The following is a 21799-nucleotide window of genomic DNA, read 5'->3' on the forward strand; positions in this document are numbered from 1 at the left end:
GCTGAAGGTCTACTAGAGCGCGCCGGAGAGCCGGCTTCGATGTTCTGGGCTGCTGCGATCAAGTCGACCACCTGTTCGTCTGCCCGGAAACCACCGCGGTCATCGCGGCGCGGACCATCGGAACGGAAGCCACCGCGGTCGTCACGGCGCGGACCGTCCGAACGGAAACCGCCCTGCGATCCGCCGCGGTCGTCACGGCGCGGGCCGTCGGAGCGGAAGCCACCGCGGTCGTCGCGGCGCGGGCCGTCGGAGCGGGAGCCACCCTCGGCGGGCCTGCCGTAACGGCTGCGCGAACCGTCGCGCTCGGCCCGGAAACCACCGCGGTCATCGCGGCGCGACGGGTCGGAGCGGAAACCGCCCTGCGATCCGCCGCGGGATCCGCCGGAGCGGGAGCCGCCCCGGGAGTTGTCGCCTCCACGGGGGCCGCCACCGCGCGGGGCTCCGCCACGGCCTCGACCGCGTCCATCACCGGACGGGGTGCTGCGCCTGCTGTTCACTACTTGTGCTCCTCTAGGGTTTCCACGTCATCGGGAAGGAACGGCGCCAGTTCGGGGAGCTCGTCGAGATCCCGCAGGCCCATCCGTTCCAGGAAGAACGAACTTGTCCGGTAGAGCACGGCCTGGCTCTCCGGTTCGGTGCCGGCCTCTTCGACCAGCCCCCGCGTCACCAGCGTGCGCATGACACCGTCGCTGTTGACGCCTCGGATGGCCGCCACCCGGGCCCGGCTGACCGGCTGCCGGTAGGCGACCACGGCCAGGGTCTCCAGTGCGGCCTGGGTGAGCCGCGTCTGCTGGCCGTCGCGGACGAACCGCTCCACGAGGGCCGCGCACTCGGCCCGCGTGTAGAACCGCCAGCCACCCGCGACCTCTCTCAGATCGAAACCCCGGCCGCTGTCGGTGTATTCCGCCGACAGCTCACGGAGTGCGGCGGCGACCTCGCCGGTGGGCCGTTCGAGGACCTGGGCGAGGGTCATCTCGCTGACCGGTTCGTCGACCACGAGCAGGATGGCCTCCAACCCGGCGCGCAGGTCCGGCTCGGGCACCACGTCAGTCATGGGCAGGCTCTCTCTTGGTGCTCTCGTCGTAGTCGTCGGCCACGGCGACGTCCCCGTCGTCGCTCCCGGTCCAGGTCACGTGCAGTTCTCCGAGGGGCTCCACCTGGTCGAAGGAGACGGCCGCCTCCCGGTAGAGCTCCAGGACGGCCAGGAAACGCGCGACGACCTCGAAGGTGCCGGCGCAGTCGGAGGTGAGGGCCCGGAAGGTCGCCCGGCGCACCCGCCGCAGCCGCTCGACAAGGATAACCGCCTGATCCCTGACATTGGCGAGCGGTTGGTAGATGTGGGCGACGGAGACCGACGGGGGCGTCTTGGGCGCGAAGGCCCGCTGGGCGAGCTGGGCCAGGCGCTCGGGGCCGATGCCCAGGACCAGCTCGGGCAGGAGGTCGGCGAACTGGGCCTCCATCGGCACGGTCCGCGGGTAGCGCAGGGCCTCCTCGGCCATCCGCCCGGAGAAGACCTTCACGACCTCCTTGTAGGCCCGGTACTGCAGGAGACGGGCGAACAGCAGGTCACGCGCCTCCAGGAGGGCGAGGTCCTCCTCGTCGTCGACCTCGCCGGAGGGCAGCAGCCTGGCCGCCTTGAGGTCGAGCAGGGTCGCGGCGACGAGCAGGAAGTGGCTGGTCTGCTCCAGGTCCCACTCCGGACCCCGGGCCCGGATGTAGGCGATGAACTCGTCGGTGACCCGGCTGAGCGAGACCTCGGTGATGTCGAGCTTGTGCTTGGAGATCAGACCGAGCAGCAGGTCGAAGGGGCCCTCGAAGACCTCCAGGTGCACCCGGAAGGTGTTGTCGGCCGGCTGCGCCCCGAGGGCGCCGTCGGCCGTCTGCGACTGCTCGGTCATCCCACCATTGTCCCGCACCCGGGACCGCAATCACCGCTCCAGCGCGGCCCACCTGGTGAGGACCTCGCGGGCCAGCTCGCGGTAGGCGCTGGCGCCGAGCGAGGAGGAGTCGAAGCTGGTGATGGGCTCACCGGCGACGGTGGCGTCGGGGAAACGGACCGTCCGGTTGATCACTGTGTGGTAGACCTTGTCGTCGAACGCCTCGACCACCCGGGCCAGCACCTCGCGGCCGTGCAGGGTCCGCGCGTCGTACATGGTGGCGAGCAGGCCCTCGATGACCAGGTCCTCGTTGATGCGCTGCTGGACCTTGATGATGGTGTCCATGAGCAGCGCGACCCCGCGCAGCGCGAAGAACTCGCACTCCAGCGGCACCATGACGCCGTGGGCGCAGGCCAGCGCGTTGATCGTGAGCAGGCCCAGGGAGGGCTGGCAGTCGATCAGGCACACGTCGTATTCGGGCAGGAGCGGCTTGATCACCCGGCCGAGCACCTGCTCGCGGGCAACCTCCGTGACGAGCTGGACCTCGGCCGCCGACAGGTCGATGTTGCTGGGCAGCAGGTCCATGCCCTCGACACCGGTCTCCATCAACACGTCCCTGGCGGTGATCTGCCGCTCCATCAGGAGGTTGTAGACCGTCAGGTCGAGCTGGTGGGGGTTGATCCCGAGGCCGACGGAGAGGGCGCCCTGCGGGTCGAAGTCGACCAGCAGCACCTTGAGCCCGGCCTCGGCCAGCGCCGCGCCCAGGTTGATGGTGGTGGTCGTCTTGCCGACGCCGCCCTTCTGGTTGACCATGGCCACGACACGCGCCGGCCCGTGCACCGTACGGGGGGGCGGGTCGGGAAAGACCGGACGGGGTCGCCCGGTCGGGCCGAGGACTCCCCCAGTGTGAGGGGTCCCGGCGGTCTTGGTGTCCCCCCAGGGATTCTCGGGGTTTCCGGGGGTCGTTCCCCGGACAGAACCGTCGGTGGTCACAGTCACCAGTCGAACCTCCCTGACGGCCTCGAACCGGACCGTCCGGACGGACACTATGGCGTCAACACGTATGCGGCAAGGCGGCACGCCCGGATATAAGCAAGGTCAATGCCGCGCGCGCGGGTGCGCCGCGGCATAGGCCTCGCGGAGCTTGTCGACCGTGACCAGGGTGTATACCTGCGTGGTGGTCACCGAGGCGTGGCCGAGTAGTTCCTGAACCACCCTAACGTCCACACCCCCGTCAAGGAGGTGCGTTGCGAACGAATGTCGCAAGATATGTGGCGAGATTCCCGCCAGTCCTCCGCGCTCGGCGGCCGCCTGGAGGACCTCCCAGGCGCCCTGGCGGGTGAGCCGGCCGCCTCTGGCGTTGAGGAACAGCCCCGAGGTGCCCCTGCCGTGGGCGGCGATGCCCGGGCGCGCCCGGGTGAGGTAGGCGCCCAGCGCCTCCCGGGCGAAGCGGCCCAGGGGCACCAGGCGGACGCGCCCGCCCTTGCCGCGCAGGCGCACCTGCTGGGTCTGCGCGCCCAGGTCGACGTCGTCCACGGCGAGCCCCACGGCCTCGGAGATGCGCGCGCCCGTGCCGTACAGCAGCTCCAGCAGCGCCCGGTTGCGCATCGTGAGCGGCGCGCCCTCCGGGCCGGAGGCGGCGATGAGCCGCTCCACGTCGTCCACGCTGATCGCCTTGGGCAGCCGCCGGAGCTGCCGCGGCGGGCGCACCCCGTGGGCCGGGTCGTGGTCGGAGACGCCCTCGCGCAGCGCGAAGCGGTGCAGGCCGCGGACCGCGGAGACGGCGCGCGCCGTCGAGCTGGCGACGAGGGCCTGGTGCTCCTCGTCGCCCTCTCTGAGCGCGGTCAGGAAGGCCGTGACGTCGGCCTCGGCGATCTCACCGAAGGTGACGCGGCCACGGTTCTTCAGGTGCTCCACATACCGCAGGAGGTCACGGCGGTAGGAGGCCAGTGTGTTGGCAGCCAGGCCCCTCTCCAGCGCCAGGTGGGAGAGGTAGCTGGAGAGGACGGCCTCCGTCTCGCTCAGGGTGTCCTCCTGTCATGCCTCCGGCGCGTCGGCGGGCCGCAGGGAGGCGAAAGCATCCGCCGAAGCGGCGTATGCGGCGAGAATACCGGCCACGGCTTGGGAATTGTGGATCATTCCCGCCAGGGCACGCCGAACCGCGTCGGACAGGGGAATCCAGACCACCGGCATGTCGACCTCCTCGTGCCGGTGGACGAAGTCGAGCTCCCCGTCGGGGATGGGGCTCAGACCCCTGGCGAGGAAGATGCGGGTCCGCTCGTCGGTCATCCCCGGGGAGGTGAAGGCGTCGATCAGGGTGTGCCAGGTCTCCGCCCGATAGCCCGCCTCCTCCGCCAGCTCGCGCGCGGCTCCGACGTGCAGCGGCTCGCCCTCCATGTCACGCAGGCCCGCCGGCAGCTCCCAGAGCATCCGCCGGACCGGGTGGCGGTATTGGCGGATCATCAGCACCCGGTCCTGCTCGTCGAGCGCGACCACGGCCACCGAACCCGGATGGACCGCGTAGTCGCGGTTGACGACCTCCTCGTCCTGCATGAGGACCGCGTCGGTCACCGCGGTGATGACGCGCCCCCTGAAGTGCTCCGTGGAGGAGAGGACCTTCCACTCCTCCGGGACGTCCTGGACGTCGAGCCCGGAGTCGCTCACTTGCCCCGCCCGGCCTTGGCCGTGCTGCCACGGCTGTCGGCGTAGGCCAGGGCGGCGCCGACCAGGCCCTTGAACAGGGGGTGCGAGCGGGTCGGCCGGGAGCGGAACTCGGGGTGCGCCTGGGTGCCGATGAAGAACGGGTGGACGTCGACAGGCAGCTCGGCGTACTCCACCAGGCGTCCGTCGGGCGACAGGCCGGAGAAGACCATGCCGATCTTCTCCAGGTCGTCGCGGTAGGAGTTGTTGACCTCGTAGCGGTGGCGGTGGCGCTCGTCCACCTTCGCCTTACCGTACAGCTGGCGGGCGAGGGAGCCCTCGGTGAGCTTGGCCGGGTAGAGGCCCAGCCGCATGGTGCCGCCCATGTCGCGCTCGCCGGAGACGACGTCCTCCTGGTCGGCCATGGTGGAGATGACCGGATGGGTGGTCTCGGGGTCGAACTCGGTGCTGCCGGCGTCCTCGATGCCGGCGAGGTTGCGGGCGGCCTCGATGACCATGCACTGCATGCCCAGGCAGATGCCGAGCAGCGGGATCTTGTTCTCCCGCACGTGCCGGATGGCGCCGAGCTTGCCCTCGATGCCGCGCACGCCGAAGCCGCCGGGGACGAGCACGCCGTCCACGCCGTCGAGCTCACGGGCGGCGCCCTCGGGGGTCTCGCAGTCGTCACTCTTGACCCAGCGGATGTTGACGCGGGCGTCGTTGGCGAAGCCGCCCGCGCGCATCGCCTCGGTGACGGACAGGTAGGCGTCGGGCAGGTCGATGTATTTGCCGACCAGCGCGATCGTGACCTCCTTGGCCGGGCGGTGCACCCGGCGCAGGAGCTGCTCCCACTCCTTCCAGTCGACGTCGCGGAAGGGCAGGCCGAGGCGGCGCACCACGTAGGCGTCCAGGCCCTCGGAGTGCAGCACCTTGGGGATGTCGTAGATGCTCGCCGCGTCGATGGCGGAGACGACGGCGTCCTCGTCGACGTCGCACATGAGGCTGATCTTGCGCTTGAGCGAGTTGGTGATCGGCCGGTCGGAGCGGCACACGATCGCGTCGGGCTGGATGCCGATGCTGCGCAGCGCGGCGACCGAGTGCTGGGTCGGCTTGGTCTTCAGCTCGCCGCTCGGCCCGATGTAGGGCAGCAGCGAGACGTGCAGGAAGAACACGTTGTCGCGGCCGACCTCGTGGCGGACCTGGCGGACGGCCTCCAGGAAGGGCAGCGACTCGATGTCGCCGACGGTGCCGCCGACCTCGGTGATGACCACGTCCACGTCGGGGCCGGCCATGGACCGGATGCGGTCCTTGATCTCGTTGGTGATGTGCGGGATGACCTGCACGGTGTCACCGAGATATTCGCCGCGGCGCTCCTTGGCGATGACGTTGGAGTAGACCTGGCCGGTGGTCACGTTCGCCGAGCCGTGCAGCTCGGTGTCGAGGAAGCGCTCGTAGTGGCCGACGTCGAGGTCGGTCTCCGCCCCGTCGTCGGTGACGAAGACCTCACCGTGCTGGAACGGGTTCATCGTCCCGGGGTCGACGTTGAGGTAGGGATCGAGCTTCTGCATGGTGACCCGCAGACCACGCAGTTTGAGAAGGCGTCCGAGGCTCGACGCCGTCAGTCCCTTACCGAGACTGGAGGCGACGCCGCCGGTGACGAACAGATGCTTGGTGTGTGCGGCGCTGCGCAAGAAGTCTCCCGTGGTCGTCATAGATCGGTCGGCACGCCCTGATAGCGGCCCACCTGTCCACGGACTCTCAGGTTATCAAACCGTTCCCCCGAACTGTCCGTACAACCCCACCACCCGTATTCCACTGAAAAATGACCAAGCGGTAACTTAGGCCGTTATGTCGATTCGTGGCGTGATACGGCGTGCCGCCGGCAGCCTCATTCACCGCGGCTGGGCCGCGATCCGGGCGGCCGGCACCGTGAGCCCGGCCAGTCCGGCCGGTTACCGCTTCCGCCGCCTCGGCGAGGGCGCTTGCCTGTCGTTCCCGGTCGGCGCGATCTTCGGCGAGGCGTGGATCGAGATAGGCGACCACACCCTGGTCGGCGAGCGCGTCTCCATCTCCGCCGGCATGGGTCCCGGGGTGGACCTGGGCCCGGACTCGATCGTGCGGATCGGCGGGAGCTGCTCGATCGGCCGGGGCAGCCACATCGTCGGCCACCAGTCGATCGACATCGGCGACCACGTGTTCACCGGCCCGTACGTCTACATCACCGACCAGAACCACGTCTACGACGACCCGGAGACGCCGATCGGCCGCCAGTGGCCGCGCAACAACCCCGTGGCCATCGGCTCGGGCTCCTGGCTGGGCACCGGCGCGATCATCCTGCCGGGCACCCGGATCGGCAGGCAGTGCGTGGTCGCGGCCGGGGCCGTGGTGCGCGGCGAGTTCCCCGACCACAGCGTGATCGCCGGCGTGCCGGCCAAGGTCGTCCGCCGCTACGTCGCCGGGGACGGCTGGCTGCCGCCCCACCTCAACGGCGCCCGCCCCGAATCCGCCGAGCGCCTCACGCACGCCGGACCCGCCGGATCCGTGAGGTCCGTCGAGCCCGCCGGGGTCCTGGACGCGGCCGGAGCCACGAGGCCCACCGGCCCCACGAGGCCCGTCGAGCCCGCCGGGGTCCTGGACGCGGCCGAGGCCGTCGGGCCTGCCGGGTCCGGCGGGCCCGTCGAGCCGCTCGGGTCCGGGTCGATCGGCGCCTGAGCCGGGCCGCCCCCTGGACCGAACAAGATTCTGGATTTACGGTCGCGGCATGCGCACCGCGATCTGCGAAAGATTCGGCGTCGAGTTCCCCCTCTTCGCCTTCAGCCACTGCCGCGACGTGGTCGCCGCGGTGACCAACGCGGGCGGGCTCGGCGTGCTCGGCGCCGTCGCCTACTCACCCCAGCAGCTCGACACGGAACTGAACTGGATCGACGGGCAGGTCGGCGGCCGGCCGTACGGGGTGGACGTCCTCGTCCCCGGCCGGATCGACGCGTCGGCGGCCGACCGGAGCGCCCGCCTCCTCGACTTCATCCCCGACCGGCATCTCGACTTCGTTGCGCACCTGTTCGGCAAGTACGGCGTGGGCATGCCCGAGCCGTTCACCGGCGCGATGTCGGCCTACGCCGACGAGGTGGGCCGCCGGGTGACCGCCGAGGGCGCGACCGGCCTCATCGACGTGGCGCTCAGGCACCCGATCGGTCTCATCGCCAGCGCGCTCGGCCCGCCCCCGCCGGAGATGGTGGCCAGGGCGAGAGAGGCGGAGGTCCCGGTCGCCGCCCTGGTCGGGACCGTCGAGCACGCCCGGCGCCAGGTGGCCGCGGGGGCCGACGTGATCGTGGCGCAGGGCTCGGAGGCGGGCGGGCACACCGGTGACATCTCCACCATGGTGCTGGTCCCCCAGGTCGTGGACGCCGTGGACGTGCCGGTGCTGGCGGCGGGCGGCATCGCCGGCGGCCGCCAGATGGCCGCGGCGCTCGCGCTGGGGGCCGAGGGGGTGTGGTGCGGCTCGGTCTGGCTGACCACGGAGGAGGCCGAGACCCTGCCCTCGGTCAAGCGCAAGCTGCTCGCGGCCACCTCCTCCGACACCGTGCGGTCCCGGTCGCGGACCGGCAAGCCCGCCCGGCAGTTGAGGTCCGCCTGGACCGAGGAGTGGGACGGGGCCCAGGAGAGTCCGGGCCCGCTGCCGATGCCGCTGCAGATGCTGCTGGCCGAGAGCGCGATGGCCAGGATCGGCCGGGCCGCCGACAGCGGCGACCCCGGGGCCGGCGAGCTCGTCAACTACTTCGTCGGGCAGGTCGTCGGCCAGCTGAACCGGGTCGGACCGGCCCGCCGGGTCGTCCACGACATGATCGAGGAGGCCGCCGCCACCCTGGAGCGCCTGCGGGCCGTCACCGACGGCGGGCACCACCCCGGGCCGTGACACCACGGTGACACCACGGCGCCGGCGAGCGTCACCACGAGCCCGCACGCCGCCGCGCCGGCGGGCCCCGTCCCGGGCCGTGACACCGCGCGGCGCCCGCCGGGCCGGGTCCCGGCGCCGGAGCCCGCCCGGACGCCCCGCCGTCGGGCCGAGCGGCCCGCCATCCGGTCGAGCGATCCGTCGTCCGGCTGAGCGGTCCGTCGTCCCTCTGAGGACGGAGGCGGCGTCACCCGCCGGGCGGAAATCGCCGTGTGCCCAGGTGGATTGGGGTGGATATCCCTTGTGAGGAGACAAGCCCCGCTCATAACTTCTCCGGTGTTCGCTCATGCCGACGGATATGGCGGAGCGGTTGGGGAGGGGATCGTGTTGAGCGGAGTACGTTTCGGCCGCCGACTGCTCGCAGCGGCTTCGGGGGGTGTCGCGGCGCTGGCCGTGACGGTGGTGCCCGCCGTGGCGGCGCACGCGGCCGACGACACGGTCAAGGTCGTCGCCAAGGGCCTCGACAGTCCGCGCGGGTTGATGTTCGGCCCCGACGGCACGCTCTACATCGCCGAGTCCGGCCACGGCGGCAAGGTCAAGTGCGCCTCGCCCCCGGCCCCGGAGGGCGAGAAGGCGGAGAAGACGTGCCTGGGCCTGACCGGCCAGGTGAGCACGCTCAAGGACGGCAAGACCTCGGTGCTGCTCGACGGCCTGCCCTCGGCGGCCAGCGGCGGGTTCGCGCTCGGCCCGCACGACGTCGCCCTCACCGAGAAGGGTGACCTGCTGGTGACGGTCGGATTCTCCGGCGACACCGCCTTCCGTGCCAAGCTCGGCCCCAAGGCCGCACCCCTGGGCACGCTGCTGACGATCTCCAAGAAGGGCCGGCGGATCTCCGTCGCCGACCTGGCCGCCTACGAGACCAAGCACAACCCCGACCGCAAGGACAAGGGCAGCGCGGTCGACTCCTACCCGTTCGGGGTGGCCCCGCTGCCCGGCGGCGGCGCGCTGGTCACCGACACCGGGGGCAACTCCGTGCTGCGGGTGGGCAAGAAGGGCGGCGTCAGCACCGAGGCGGTCTTCCACGCCCGCTCCGTGCCGGCCCCGCCGGCGCTGAAGATGCCGAAGGGCAGCAAGATCCCGATGCAGTCGGTCCCGATGGGCATCACCCAGGGCCCGGACGGCGCCTACTACGTGGCCGAGCACGGCGGCTTCCCGAACCCGGAGGGCTCCGCCCGGGTGTTCCGCCTGGAGCGAGGGAAGGTCACCACCGCCGCGCAGGGCTTCACCACGGTCGTCGACGTGGCCTTCGACGCCGAGGGCCGGATGGTCGTCCTGGGCTCGGTCGGGCCGATCCCGGCCGACGGCATGACCAAGAGCGCCGTCTACCGGATCGAGTCCGACGGCACCCGCACCGAACTTCTCCGACCCGGCACGCTGGTCACCCCGCTCAGCGTGGCCGTCGGCCCCGACGGCGCCGTTTACGTGGCCAACAAGGCCATGGTGCCCGGCAAGGGCGAAGTACTCCGGGTCCCCGTCCCGGAGTAGCCCTCACGGGGGACACGAGGGGCGCATCCCGCACGGGGTGCGCCCCTTGTCGTTTTCACCTCAGGCGATTCCCGGCGCCCGGCGGGATCCATCGGCGGCCGGGAATCGTTGAAGGAGGGGACGAGACGGAGGGAGGCGCGATGCTCGCGGCACTGACAGGTCTGGGGCTCTCCACCGCAGCGGGGCTGAACGCCTACATCCCCCTGCTGGTGGTCGGTCTGATCGCCAACTTCACCGATCAGCTACGGCTGCCGCAGGAGTTCGCCTGGCTGTCCAACGGATGGGTGCTCGGGATCATCGGCGTGCTGCTGCTGGCCGAGATCGTGCTCGACAAGGTGCCGGTGGTCGACAGCGTCAACGACATGATCCAGACCGTGGTCCGCCCGGTCTCCGGCGGCGTCGTCTTCAGCGCCACCGAGGCGGCGGCCCGGCTCGACGGCTCGACCTGGATGAGCCACAACCCCTGGCTGAGCTGGGTGCTGGGCATCGGGATCGCGCTGGCCGTGCACGTGATGAAGACGACCGCCAGGCCCGTGGTCAACGCCTCGACCGCCGGGGTCGGCGCGCCCGTGGTCAGCACGGTGGAGGACGCCGGATCGCTCGGCATCAGCCTGGTCGCGATCTTCCTGCCGGTCCTGGTCGTCGTCGTGGTGGCCGTGCTGGCCCTGTCCGCCTGGTGGGTGGTCCGCAAGGTACGGCGGCGCCGCGCGCTCCGGCGGAGCCCGGCGTGAGCACCATGCCCGGCCCGGACGCCGGGTCTCGGGCGAACACCACCGTGCCCGACATGAACGCGGAACCCGGCACGGACACCGGCCCCCAGGCGAACACCGTGCCCCGTGCGGACGCCGGGTCTCGGGTGAACACCGGGTCTCGGGTGAACACCGGGCCCGGCACGGACACCGGGCCTCAGGTGAACACCGTGCCCCGCGTGGACGCGGGGCCGGACCCGGACGGTGACCGCGCCTACGCGGCCGCGCGGGCTATGCTCGAAACACCCCGTTACGCCCCTGCTGGGAGGTGGCTTCGATCGGCACTTTCATCACCATCGTGCTGGTGATCCTCCTGTTCCTCCTCCTCATGGGGGCGGCTGGAATCTACCTGCTGGTCAAGGTCGGCAAGAAGGCCACCAAGAAGGCCCGCAAGGTGAGCACCCGCGTCGCCTCCCACATGGCGGCCATGGGCACCGGCGACGCGGCCGAGACCGAGCGGATGCGGCTGGACCTGCGCCGCGAGGTCGCCCTGACCCGCCAGGCGGTGGACCAGGCGCTGCACGACGGCTGGGGACTCGGCGACCTGCCGCATCTCGTGGCCGAGATCAGCACGCACGCCGACCAGCTCGACGCCCAGCTCGGCATCTACGCCCAGGAGCGCCGTGTGTCGGCCTATGTCGACCACACCGCACTGGGCCGCCTGCGCGACCACCACGCCAAGCTGACCACGGCCTGCGCCCGGATCCGAGCCGACCTGCTCAACGACCGGATGACGCACGCGGCCGGGGGCATCGACGAACTCCAGAGCCGCACCGATCTGGAGATCGAGGCGCGCCGCCGCGCCCCCGATCCCCTGGACCAGATCGACGAGCTCTACAACCGCACGATGGTCGAGCGCTCCCGCCCCGACGACCTGCGCTGAGCCGCCGCCGGAGCTCCCCGACGCCGGGACCAGGTATTTCCGGCATCGGCGGTCGGCCCGCCGCCCGCACCGTCGGCTGGAGCCCGCCGTCAAGGCCGGCGCTCCCATCGGGATACACCGTGGGCGGCCACGGACGTGCGTCGGCTCCGGCGTCATCGATCTCGATCTGAGCGGGGGACGCCCGGTTCCTCGGCCATGTGGGCGGTGAGCCGTCGGAGCGGACCCGCCAGGTGAGCGGGGCACGGCCGTACGCGGTCAGGCGGGCGTCAGCGCGGGCCGTGAAGACCTCCGGTCGGGTGAGGACGGTGATCTCCACCGCGTCCGGAGGTCTTCCTATCGATCAAGCATCAACCACGGCGTGTCACCGACCTGCCGGCCGCCTACGGCCAGGCGCCGACCGCCCCGTCAGAGGCGTGTTCCGGCGCCCCGCCGTACTGCCGGCACCGGCGGCCGGCATACCGCCACAGACGTGACGGCGTCCGCGCGCCGCGGCCGAGGCGATTAATCCGGTTGCGGACCTCTCCGGGTCCTGGCACGATCGTGCCCGTTGATCGCCGGGTGCACGGATGCACCTGGGCATGAGGATCACCGGGCGCGCCGGACGCGCCCATCGGGAAGGGAGGGCGACCGTGACGGTTTTCTGCGTCTTCTTCACGCCTCTGCCTCTCCCACCGGCCGTCAGCTGATCTGACCACGGCGCCGGTGGGCCTTCCCTCTTGGAGAACCCGCCGTGCCCAAGCGTTCAGAACACCGTCGTCGCGGCAAGAACCGTCTGGACGACGACGACATCGAATGGCTCGACAGCACCCCCGAGGACCTCGACGGCCCGCCGTCCGGTGACCGGTGGTCCACCTGGGATCTGAGCACTCCCACCGAGCGCGGCCCCCGGCCGCATCCCGGCTGGCTCGTCACCGAGCTGGCCGCCGTCGACACCGAGCTCGGCATCCTGAAGACCGGCAAGGAGGCCGACGTCCACCTCATCTCGCGAGGTGTCCCGGACACCGACCGGATCTGCCTGCTGGCCGCCAAGCGTTACCGCTCCGCCGAACACCGCCTGTTCCACCGCGACGCCGGCTACCTGGAGGGCCGCGGGGTCCGTGACAGCCGGATCAGCCGGGCGATGTCGAGCCGGTCCCGGTTCGGCAAGGAGATGATCGCCGGCCAGTGGGCCGGTGCCGAGTTCGCGGCGCTGTGCCGTCTGTGGTCACTGGGCCTGCCCGTGCCGTATCCGGTGCAGATCGTCGGCACCGAGATCCTGGAGGAGTTCGTCGGCACCCCCGACGGCGCCGCCGCGCCCCGCCTGGCGGCGGTCTCCGAGGGGCTGGCGGAGCTGTGGGAACAGCTTGTGGAGGCCCTGGTGGTCCTGGCCCGTGAAGGTCTCGCCCATGGGGACCTGTCGCCCTACAACATCCTCGTCCACGAGGGACGGCTCGTCATCATCGACCTGCCGCAGATCGTGGACGTGGTGGCCCACCCCACCGGCCCGGAATTCCTCGACCGCGACGCCCGCAACGTCGCCACCTGGTTCGCCGCGCGCGGGCTGGCCGCGGCCGACGCCGGGGCACTGGCCGGCCTCCTGCGGGCCGAGGCCGGCGTCCGCTGACCATCCGCCACCCACCCCGTCCGGAGGGCCACGGGCCCGTGGCAGCCTGCGCAGCCGGGTGCCGTCGAGGTCCGGTGGGCATGCCGGGACCGGTCCCCCATGACCACCGCGGCACCCTGGACGGGGCAGGGGGACGGCGCGCCTCCCCCACCGGCGGCCCGGGGCCCGTGGGGCGCCCCGGATCAGGAGACGCCGGCCTCCCGCATGTCGCGGACCTCCCGCTTGAGCTCCTTGATCTCGTCGCGGAGCCGGGCGGCGACCTCGAACTGGAGGTCGGCGGCTGCCTGGTGCATCTGGTCGGTGAGCGACTCGACCAGCGCCTCCAGCTGGGCACGGGGCATCTCCCCCGCGATCGCCTTGGCGTGCTGGCCGGCCTGCTTGACCGCGAAGCCCGGGACGGGGGCCTTGCCGCGCGACTGCTGGCGGCCGCTGCCGCCGAGGAGCTGGGCGGTGTCGGCGTCCTCGCGGTTCAGCGAGTCGAGGATGTCGGCGATCTTCTTGCGGAGCGGCTGCGGGTCGATGCCGTTGGCCTCGTTGTAGGCCGTCTGCTTGGCCCGGCGCCGGTTGGTCTCCTCGATCGCCCGCTCCATGGAGGGGGTGATCCGGTCGGCGTACATGTGGACCTGGCCGGAGACGTTACGGGCGGCGCGGCCGATGGTCTGGATCAGCGAGGTCTCCGAGCGGAGGAAGCCCTCCTTGTCGGCGTCGAGGATGGCCACCAGCGACACCTCGGGCAGGTCCAGGCCCTCCCGGAGCAGGTTGATGCCGACCAGGACGTCGAACTCACCCATCCGCAGCTCCCGCAGCAGCTCGATGCGGCGCAGGGTGTCGACCTCGCTGTGCAGGTAGCGGACCCGGATGCCGAGCTCCAGGAGGTAGTCGGTGAGGTCCTCGGCCATCTTCTTGGTCAGCGTGGTGACCAGGACCCGTTCGTCCTTCTCGGTCCGGGCCCTGATCTCGTGGACCAGGTCGTCGATCTGGGACGTGGTGGGCTTGACGATCACCTCGGGGTCGACCAGGCCGGTCGGCCGGATGACCTGCTCGACCACGTCGCCCTTGGAGCGGCCCAGTTCGTAGGTGCCCGGGGTGGCCGACAGGTAGACCGTCTGGCCGATCCGCTCCAGGAACTCCTCCCACTTGAGCGGGCGGTTGTCCATCGCCGACGGCAGGCGGAAGCCGTGCTCGACGAGCGTGCGCTTGCGGGAGGCGTCGCCTTCGTACATCGCACCGATCTGCGGCACGGTCTGGTGGGACTCGTCCAGCACCAGCAGGAAGTCTTCGGGGAAGTAGTCGAGAAGGGTGTTGGGCGCGCTGCCCGGGGCCCGGTCGTCCATGTGGCGGGAGTAGTTCTCGATGCCGGAGCAGGTGCCGATCTGGCGCATCATCTCCAGGTCGTAGGTGGTGCGCATGCGCAGCCGCTGGGCCTCCAGGAGCTTGCCCTGCCGCTCCATCGTCTCCAGGCTCTGGGCGAGCTCGGCCTCGATGCCCCGGATGGCCTTCTCCATCCGCTCGGTGCCCGCGACGTAGTGGGAGGCGGGGAAGATGTAGAGCTCCTCGTCCTCACTGATCACCTCGCCGGTCAGCGGGTGCATGGTCGAGAGCTTCTCGATCTCGTCGCCGAACATCTCGATGCGCACGGCGAGCTCCTCGTATTTCGGGATGATCTCGATCGTGTCGCCGCGCACCCGGAAGGTGCCCCTGGTGAAGGCCAGGTCGTTGCGGGTGTACTGCATGTCGACCAGGCGGCGCAGCAGCCTGTCGCGCTCGATCTCCTGGCCGACCTTGAGCGCGGTCATCCGGTCGACGTATTCCTGGGGGGTGCCCAGGCCGTAGATGCACGACACCGACGCCACCACGATCGTGTCGCGGCGGGTCAGCAGCGAGTTGGTCGCCGAGTGGCGCAGCCGCTCGACCTCGTCGTTGATCGAGGAGTCCTTCTCGATGTAGGTGTCGCTCTGCGGGACGTATGCCTCCGGCTGGTAGTAGTCGTAGTAGGAGACGAAGTATTCGACCGCGTTGTTGGGCATCATCTCGCGCAGTTCGTTGGCGAACTGCGCGGCGAGCGTCTTGTTGGGCTGGATGACCAGGGTCGGCCGCTGCAGCCGCTCGATCAGCCAGGCGACAGTGGCGGTCTTGCCGGTGCCCGTGGCACCCAGCAGGACGTTGTCCCTGTCGCCCGCCTTGACCCGCCGCTCAAGCTCGGCGATCGCGGCGGGCTGGTCGCCCGAAGGGGTCATGTCGGTGACGACCTCGAAGGGGGCCACCTTGCGCTGCAAATCAGTTACCGGCCTCACCCCACCCACTGTAGGCGGAGCCACCGACATTCCCTCCTGGACGCGTGGCGGACGGGCCCATCCGACGGGACGGGCCCATCCGACGGGACGGGCTCTTCCGGCGGGACGGGCTCTGCCGGTTCCCGCGAAACGGGCCCTTCCGGTTCCGACGGGACGGCGCCCCCGACGGATCGCCTCCGAGACCGTTTCCGGCGCCCCCCTTCCGGAAGATCCCTTTTGGCGGCCCCCTTTCGGCCCGCCCCTTTCAATCGGGCGGCAAGCCGTCCGCAAGCGGGATGCCCTTTACTGTCCTGCGTGCGCCCGCCTACCAAGCGTGATATATCGGGCTCTCGACATATATCTACCCCGGAGGTTCGATGTCCCGGCCAAGACAGGCCATGCAGTCGGCGATGGAAGCCGCGCAGGCGATAGGGCAGGGGGGCGATCCGCGTCAGGTGGTCGGCCAGGCGGTGGGTCAGTTCGCGAGCCAGGCCATGGGTCAGGCGGGCGGTGAGAAGGGGTTCGCGCTCAACCCGACCGACTTCCTGGCCGCCCGTGAGCAGGGCGCGTCCGTGGGCACGGTCATCGAGGCCCGCGGCGCGTCGCTGAACGAGGCCGGCGAGATCGTCAACCGCAGCTTCACCGCGAGCGGCCCGGGCGGCGAGCCGGTTCACGTGATCTCCCCGGTGGTGATCCCCAAGGGCACCACCGCCCGGGTGGTCATCCCCCTGATCGTGCTGGCGGTGCTCGGCCTGGCCGGCCTGGTCGCCACCGGGCTGCCCGACGGTGCCCGGGTGCTGTTCGGGCCGCACTACTGGGCCGTGCTGGTGCTGGCCGCCGCGTTCCTGTGGTGGCGGCGGAGCGTGGTCATGGTGCCCGAGGGCTGCAAGGCCCTGATCACCAAGTTCGGCAAGCTCGTGCAGATCGCCGAGCCGGGCCGGGTGACGCTGGTCAACCCGTGGAAGCGGGTCAGCTACATCGTCAACACCACCCGCGAGTATCCCTTCAACGCGCCCATCCGCGAGGCCCCGACCCAGCAGGGCGTCAAGGCCAGTGTGGACCTCTTCCTGCAGTTCCGGATCGAGGACCCGGCCGAGTTCATCTTCGTCCTCGGCTCGGTCAGCGGCTTCCAGGCCAAACTGCAGAACGCCATCAGCGAGGTCACCCGCTCCCTCATCTACGCCCAGCGCGCCGAGGACATCTACGACCTGGTCGGCGAGAGCACCCTGGGCATGCTGGACAACCTCAACCAGCAGTTCCTGCCCGCCGTACGACTCACCGACGTGAACATCACCCACGCCGAGCCGTCCAGCCAGGAATACCGGATGGACCTGGCCGCCCCGGAGATGATCAGGGTCGCCAAGGAGGCGTACACCTACGAGTACGAGCTCCAGCTGCGCAAGGAGCAGAACGAAGGTGACCTGATCAAGGAGCTCGCCGGACTGCAGGAGCAGCTGTCGGCCATCCACGCCGAGATCGCCGGATACCAGGCCCGGATGGACACCGCGCTGGAGCGCGCCTCCCACCAGGCGAAGGCGCAGGCGAGCCAGCGGCTGGTGGAGGCGGAGTCCACCGCCAAGGCCAACGCGGCGCTGCTGGAGGCGCAGGCGCTGGACATCCGGGCGCTGAGCGCCGCCGAGGCGCCGGAGATCCTGGACCACCGTTTCCAGCAGGACCTGCTCGACAAGCTCGAGTCGGTGGCCTCCCATCTGCCCCGCGTGGTGCAGGTCGGCGAGACGACCGACATCGATCTGCTCGCCCTGGCCAGGCAGCTCGTCGGCAGCCGCGAGACACAGCTGTTCTCCGCGGCGGACATGGCCGCCATCAGGGAACGGATCGCCGAGATCGGCAGGCGGGTCGAGGGTCGCGAGGCGGAGATCACCGCCCTGCTCAACCCGGCGGCCCCGGAGACCGCCACGCCCGCCGCGGCCCCGGAGATCGCCGCGCCCGCCGTAGGGGAAGTCACGGCGCCCGCCGTCAAGGAAGAGACCCAGAGATGAGCAGAGAGTTCTCCAAGATCAAGGAATCCCTGGCCTCCTGGTCGGAGATCCGCCAGCTGCTGCGCGGCGGTGAGGCCGGCCAGCTCGTCCCGGTGGTCATCCCCAAGGACCGCCGCGGCTTCGCCTGGGTGACGCTGCTGCTGCTGGCCGTCTACCTCGCCGGTACGGCGCTGCTGGCCGGCGGGATGTTCTCCGCCCTGGCCGCGGTCGGCGCGGTGCTGTCCCTGCTCGCGGCGCTGGTCTGGCTGTGGCGCCGGGCGATCATCGAGATCGAGGAGGGCACCACCGGCGTGCGCAGCCGGTGGGGCGCGATCGTGGGCACCCTGCCCCCGGGCCGCCACTACCTGTGGCTGCCGTGGGACCGGGTGGACGCGGTGGTGGACACCTCCACCGAGATCCCCTACTCCGCCCCGATCGCCGCCTGCCCGACCGCCGAGAACGTGCCGCTGAAGTCGATCGAGTTCTTCCTGAAGTTCCGCATCATCGACCCGGTGGCCTTCGTCCGGACGATCGGCGCCGGCAACTTCGACCTGGTGCTCAGCAGCGCCGTACAGGACGCCATCCGCCAGCGCAGCCGCCTCGTGCACACCGAGCGGGCCTACGACCTGCGCGGCTCGGACGTCGGCGACATGCAGGAGCTCCTGACCCGCCAGCTCGGCCGGTACGGCGTGCGGATCACCGGCGCCAACATCCCCGACGTGCAGCTGCCCGACCAGTACCAGCAGCACCTGGCCACCCGCGAGAAGGTCGCCAAGGAGCTGTCGGCCTTCGAGCGCGAGTGGGAGCTCACCCGCAAGCGGCGGATCGACACCCTGCTGATGGAGATCGAGCGCGCCAAGAAGACGCGCGACGCCCGCATCGTCGAGGTCCGGGCCGCCGCCAACACCGCGCGCAAGGACGTCGCGCGCATGCTGGAGGAGCACGAGACCGAGGCCCAGCGGGTGCGCTGGGAGATTGAGGCCAAGGGCCGGGCCCAGCTCACCTCCGCGGAGAACGAAGCCAAGGGGCTGCGCCGGCTGGCCGACGCCTACCGCGACAACCGGGCGGTGCTCCAGTACGAGCTGGCCCGCCGCCGCCTGGACGTCGGGGCCAAACTCGCCGAGCAGGCCCCGCGCCCCGTCGTCGTCCGCACCGACGGCGCCTCCGGCGACTCCTCCGCGCTGTCCACCATGCTCCTGGCCCAGATCCTGCCGCAGCTCGGCCGCGGGAACGGCCAGGTCAAGCCAGCCGTTGAACCCAACTGAAACCCACTATCCCCTTGGGAGTCCATCGATGGTGTTCCGTAAGCTGATGGCCGCGTTCGGCGCGGGTGTCGAGGTCGACACGATCCTGCAAAACTCCAACGTCCGTCCCGGCGAGGTCCTGCGCGGGCAGGTCAACTTCCGCGGCGGCGGCTCCGACTACAAGGTCGAGGGCATCTTCATCGACTTCACCGCGGTGGTCGAGGTCGAGAGCGGCGACAACGAGTACAAGTCGACCTACAGCTTCCTGCGCAAGCAGATCACCGGCCCGTTCCACCTCGCGGCGGGCGCTCCCCAGTCGGCCCCCTTCGAGATCCCCGTCCCGTGGGAGACCCCGATCAGCGCCGTCGGCGGCCACCCGCTGCGCGGCATGCAGCTGGGCGTCTCCACCGAGCTCGCCCTGGCCGGCGCGCTGGACAAGGGCGACCTCGACCCGCTGTTCGTCAACCCGATGCCCGCCCAGGACCACGTCCTGGGCGCGCTGGACAACATGGGCTTCCGCTTCAAGAAGGCCGACCTGGAGCGCGGCACCCTGCGCGGCTCCCAGATGCCGTTCTTCCAGGAGATCGAATACTACGCGGGCCACGAATACGCCCGGCACTTCAACGAACTGGAGCTGACCTTCATCGCCGGCCCGCAGTCGATGGACGTCATCCTGGAGGCCGACAAGCGCGGCGGCTTCCTGGAGTCCAGCCACGACGCCTACAACCGGTTCACCGTCCGCTACGACGACCACCCGGGCCAGGCGGACCAGGCGCTCCGCGCCGGCCTGCAGGCGATGGCCCAGCGGCGCGGCTGGTTCTGACCCGCCCCGTACGGCTGACGCCCCGGCCGCCGTTCACCGGCCGGGGCCACCGCCCGTCACACGACCGAGGAGGATCGCGTGGTTCAGGAGACGGATCTCGAACACGCCCGCCGGGTCGCCGTCGACGCCGCGCGGGCGGCCGGGCGGCTGATCACCGCGGGCGTCCTGGGGACGGTCGAGATCAGCCCCAAGGGCGACGACGGCGACGTGGTCACCGACCTGGACCTGGCCTCGGAGGAGCTGCTGCTGCGGCGGGTGCTGGCCGCCTTCCCCGACCACGCGGTGATCGCCGAGGAGTCGGGCCGGCAGGGCCCGGCGGGGTCGGAGTGGACCTGGCTCATCGACCCGCTCGACGGCACCAACAACATCGCGATCGGCCTGCCCCTGTACGCCGTGGGCCTGGCCCTGTGCCGTGACGGGCGCCCCGAGCTGGGGGTCGTCCACGAGCCGGTGACCGGCAGGACCTGGTCGGCCGTGCGGGGCCGGGGCGTGCTCGGCCCGAGCGGCCCGCTGGCCGCCCCGCCGCACCGCCCGGCCGGCGGCGGTCCCGTGCTGGCCTGGATCCAGGGGTACGGCGTGCGGCGCGGCGACGCCGTGGCCTGCGCGCTGAAGGCGGGGCTCGACAGGCGTGCCCGCCGGGTGCTGAGGCTCTGGGCTCCGCTGCTGGCCTGGGTGATGCTCGCCCGGGGGGACATCGACGGGATCGTCGGCTACCAGACCGGGATCGTCGACCTGCCCGGCGGCCTGCTGATCGCACAGGAGGCCGGTGTGGTGGTCAGCGCCTTCGACGGCACTCCCTTCGACTGCGCCCCGCTCGCCGGGGGCGGACGCGACTTCGTCGCGGGCCGGGCCGGGTTCCAGGAGGACCTGCTGGAGGCGGTCCGGGCCGTCCCCTGACCTTGACCTGTGGGACCTCAGCCCGAGTACGGCTCCCGCCGGACGCGGGGTCCCGGCTCAGGTGACGGTCCGGACGGTCAGCTCGGCTCAGGTGACGGTCCGAGCGGTCAGCTCGGCCCAGACCTCCTCCACCCGGGTCTCGAGGTCCTCCAGCGACCCCTCGTTCGGGATTACGAGATCGGCGAGCCTCAACCGGTCCTCGCGGCCCGCCTGGGCCGCGATCCGGGCCCTGGCGTCCTGCTCGCTCATGCCCCGCAGCTCGACCAGCCGGGCCAGCCGGATCTCGTCCGCGGCGTCCACGACGACGACCACGTCGTACATCGGGGCGAGGTTGTTCTCGGCCAGCAGCGGCACGTCGTAGACCACGATCGCGCCGTCGTCCGCCTGCCGCTGCAGCTCCGCCACCCGCGCCCCGACCAGCGGATGCACGATGCCGTTGAGGGAGGCCAGCTTCCCGGAGTCGGCGAAGACGATCGAGCCGAGTCTCTCCCGGTCGAGTGAGCCGTCCTCGCGCAGCACCTCGGCGCCGAACATCTCCACGATGCGCGCCAGCCCGTCGGTCCCCGGCTCGACCACCTCACGGGCGATCTTGTCGGCGTCGATCACCATGGCGCCCATGGACGCCAGCCGCCGCGACACCTCGCTCTTGCCCGAACCGATCCCGCCGGTGAGTCCCACCTTCAGCATGATCCGCAGCATACGCGGTGCGGTGCGCGCCCTGGGAGACCGGGACGGAGGCTCACACGGCCGGCCGTCCGGAGCGGGATGAGCCGATCACCCATCTCAGGAGAAAAATAAACAGACCGATCCTTTACCGGTGTCGCGATCACACCTGGAGCCCTCACACCTGGTGTTCCCTGCGCATGTGGACCAGGGTCAGGTGGTCGCTCATCCGCTCGCGACGGGTCTCGCGGTAACCGTGGCGGCGGTAGAGCCGCAGGTTGCCCTCCGACAGGTGCCCGGTGAAGAGGTCGAACGCCGCGGCGGCGATCTCGCCGTGGAGGGCCGACAGCAGGGCCCCGCCGATACCCCGGCCCTGCGTGTCCGGCGCCACCACCAGGCGACCGACCAGGCAGGTCGTGCCGGACAGCTGGCCGCGGACCGCGCCGACGATCCGCCCCCGGCTGCGGGCGACGAGCACGGTGCCGGTCTGGACGGCCCTGCGGACCTGCTCGGCCGACTCCACCAGCGGCGGGATGAACGGGTCGCCGTAGAGCTGGGCCTCACCCACATAGGCCGCCCGCTGCACGGTCAGGATCTCGCCCGCGTCCGCGGGCTCCGCCCGTCCGATCAGGGTGTCGGCGGGCTCCGTCCACTCGGTCGAGGTCACGGGGCAACGATATCGACCGGCATCGCCTGGCGGCGCTCAGGGTCCGGAGACGGGAAAGGGCCCC

Annotated in this window: 19 protein-coding genes; 10 read left to right on the forward strand and 9 right to left on the reverse strand. The window is 71.2% G+C overall.

What is annotated here, in order from left to right; all coding sequences use genetic code 11:
* Positions 1–496: 496 nt before the first annotated feature.
* The 6 genes from scpB to ACWDS7_RS25225 all read right to left on the reverse strand — a co-directional run bounded on the left by scpB (position 497) and on the right by ACWDS7_RS25225 (position 6208).
* The gene (gene scpB, locus ACWDS7_RS25200; RefSeq protein WP_306857936.1) at positions 497–1054 is read right to left on the reverse strand and encodes an SMC-Scp complex subunit ScpB; all 558 of its coding nucleotides are present in this window, start codon (positions 1052–1054) and stop codon (positions 497–499) included.
* Entirely contained in the window at positions 1047–1898 is an 852-nt protein-coding gene (locus ACWDS7_RS25205) for a segregation and condensation protein A (protein WP_451931271.1), read from the reverse strand. The genes scpB and ACWDS7_RS25205 overlap by 8 nt, the downstream gene beginning before the upstream one ends.
* Before the next feature lie 30 nt (positions 1899–1928).
* Complete coding sequence (locus ACWDS7_RS25210) at positions 1929–2876, reverse strand: ParA family protein (RefSeq protein ID WP_093887137.1); 948 nt, start codon at positions 2874–2876, stop codon at positions 1929–1931.
* A gap of 99 nt (positions 2877–2975) precedes the next feature.
* A complete protein-coding gene (locus ACWDS7_RS25215) occupies positions 2976–3902 on the reverse strand; it encodes a site-specific tyrosine recombinase XerD (RefSeq protein WP_306858568.1) in 927 nt (308 codons plus the stop codon).
* Positions 3903–3914: 12 nt separating this feature from the next.
* A complete protein-coding gene (locus ACWDS7_RS25220; protein WP_451931272.1) occupies positions 3915–4541 on the reverse strand; it encodes an NUDIX domain-containing protein in 627 nt (208 codons plus the stop codon).
* Positions 4538–6208 (reverse strand): CTP synthase, encoded by a 1671-nt coding sequence (locus ACWDS7_RS25225; protein ID WP_451931273.1) that lies wholly within the window; start codon positions 6206–6208, stop codon positions 4538–4540. Before ACWDS7_RS25225 ends, ACWDS7_RS25220 begins: the two co-directional genes overlap by 4 nt.
* Positions 6209–6365: 157 nt before the next feature.
* Here ACWDS7_RS25225 and ACWDS7_RS25230 point away from each other — a divergent pair, with 157 nt between their 5' ends.
* The 6 genes from ACWDS7_RS25230 (at position 6366) to ACWDS7_RS25255 (ending at position 13189) form a co-directional block, all read left to right on the forward strand.
* Positions 6366–7229, forward strand: coding sequence for an acyltransferase (locus tag ACWDS7_RS25230; RefSeq protein ID WP_451931274.1), 864 nt, complete (start codon positions 6366–6368; stop codon positions 7227–7229).
* Between the two features lie 49 nt (positions 7230–7278).
* The gene (locus ACWDS7_RS25235) at positions 7279–8430 is read left to right on the forward strand and encodes an NAD(P)H-dependent flavin oxidoreductase (protein ID WP_451931275.1); all 1152 of its coding nucleotides are present in this window, start codon (positions 7279–7281) and stop codon (positions 8428–8430) included.
* Positions 8431–8793: 363 nt separating this feature from the next.
* Positions 8794–9954 (forward strand): ScyD/ScyE family protein, encoded by a 1161-nt coding sequence (locus ACWDS7_RS25240; RefSeq protein ID WP_451931276.1) that lies wholly within the window; start codon positions 8794–8796, stop codon positions 9952–9954.
* Between the two features lie 140 nt (positions 9955–10094).
* Entirely contained in the window at positions 10095–10685 is a 591-nt protein-coding gene (locus ACWDS7_RS25245) for a DUF4126 domain-containing protein (protein WP_451931277.1), read from the forward strand.
* A 286-nt stretch (positions 10686–10971) separates the two neighbouring features.
* The gene (locus ACWDS7_RS25250) at positions 10972–11586 is read left to right on the forward strand and encodes a hypothetical protein (RefSeq protein WP_451931278.1); all 615 of its coding nucleotides are present in this window, start codon (positions 10972–10974) and stop codon (positions 11584–11586) included.
* Positions 11587–12316: 730 nt separating this feature from the next.
* On the forward strand, positions 12317–13189 hold the full coding sequence (locus ACWDS7_RS25255) for a serine protein kinase RIO (RefSeq protein ID WP_451931279.1): 873 nt from the start codon (positions 12317–12319) through the stop codon (positions 13187–13189).
* 182 nt (positions 13190–13371) lie between these two features.
* On the opposite strand, the gene uvrB is transcribed toward ACWDS7_RS25255, so the two are convergent.
* Positions 13372–15483, reverse strand: a complete 2112-nt coding sequence (gene uvrB, locus ACWDS7_RS25260; RefSeq protein WP_306857919.1) for an excinuclease ABC subunit UvrB — start codon at positions 15481–15483, stop codon at positions 13372–13374.
* Between the two features lie 356 nt (positions 15484–15839).
* Between uvrB and ACWDS7_RS25265 the strand changes: the two genes are divergently transcribed.
* From ACWDS7_RS25265 to ACWDS7_RS25280, 4 genes are all read left to right on the forward strand, one after another.
* The gene (locus tag ACWDS7_RS25265) at positions 15840–17462 is read left to right on the forward strand and encodes an SPFH domain-containing protein (protein WP_451931280.1); all 1623 of its coding nucleotides are present in this window, start codon (positions 15840–15842) and stop codon (positions 17460–17462) included.
* Positions 17459–18706: an SPFH domain-containing protein gene (locus tag ACWDS7_RS25270; protein WP_451931281.1), complete on the forward strand. Its 1248-nt coding sequence runs from the start codon at positions 17459–17461 to the stop codon at positions 18704–18706. The genes ACWDS7_RS25265 and ACWDS7_RS25270 overlap by 4 nt, the downstream gene beginning before the upstream one ends.
* 28 nt (positions 18707–18734) lie before the next feature.
* A complete protein-coding gene (locus ACWDS7_RS25275; RefSeq protein WP_306857914.1) occupies positions 18735–19508 on the forward strand; it encodes a sporulation protein in 774 nt (257 codons plus the stop codon).
* A gap of 78 nt (positions 19509–19586) precedes the next feature.
* A complete protein-coding gene (locus ACWDS7_RS25280; RefSeq protein WP_451931282.1) occupies positions 19587–20405 on the forward strand; it encodes an inositol monophosphatase family protein in 819 nt (272 codons plus the stop codon).
* Positions 20406–20492: 87 nt separating this feature from the next.
* Here the strand turns inward: ACWDS7_RS25280 and coaE are convergent, their stop codons facing one another.
* Positions 20493–21092: a dephospho-CoA kinase gene (gene coaE, locus ACWDS7_RS25285; RefSeq protein WP_451931283.1), complete on the reverse strand. Its 600-nt coding sequence runs from the start codon at positions 21090–21092 to the stop codon at positions 20493–20495.
* A 154-nt stretch (positions 21093–21246) separates the two neighbouring features.
* Positions 21247–21735: a GNAT family N-acetyltransferase gene (locus ACWDS7_RS25290; RefSeq protein WP_451931284.1), complete on the reverse strand. Its 489-nt coding sequence runs from the start codon at positions 21733–21735 to the stop codon at positions 21247–21249.
* Positions 21736–21799: the final 64 nt, after the last annotated feature.

The organism is Streptosporangium sp. NPDC003464 (assembly GCF_053588315.1).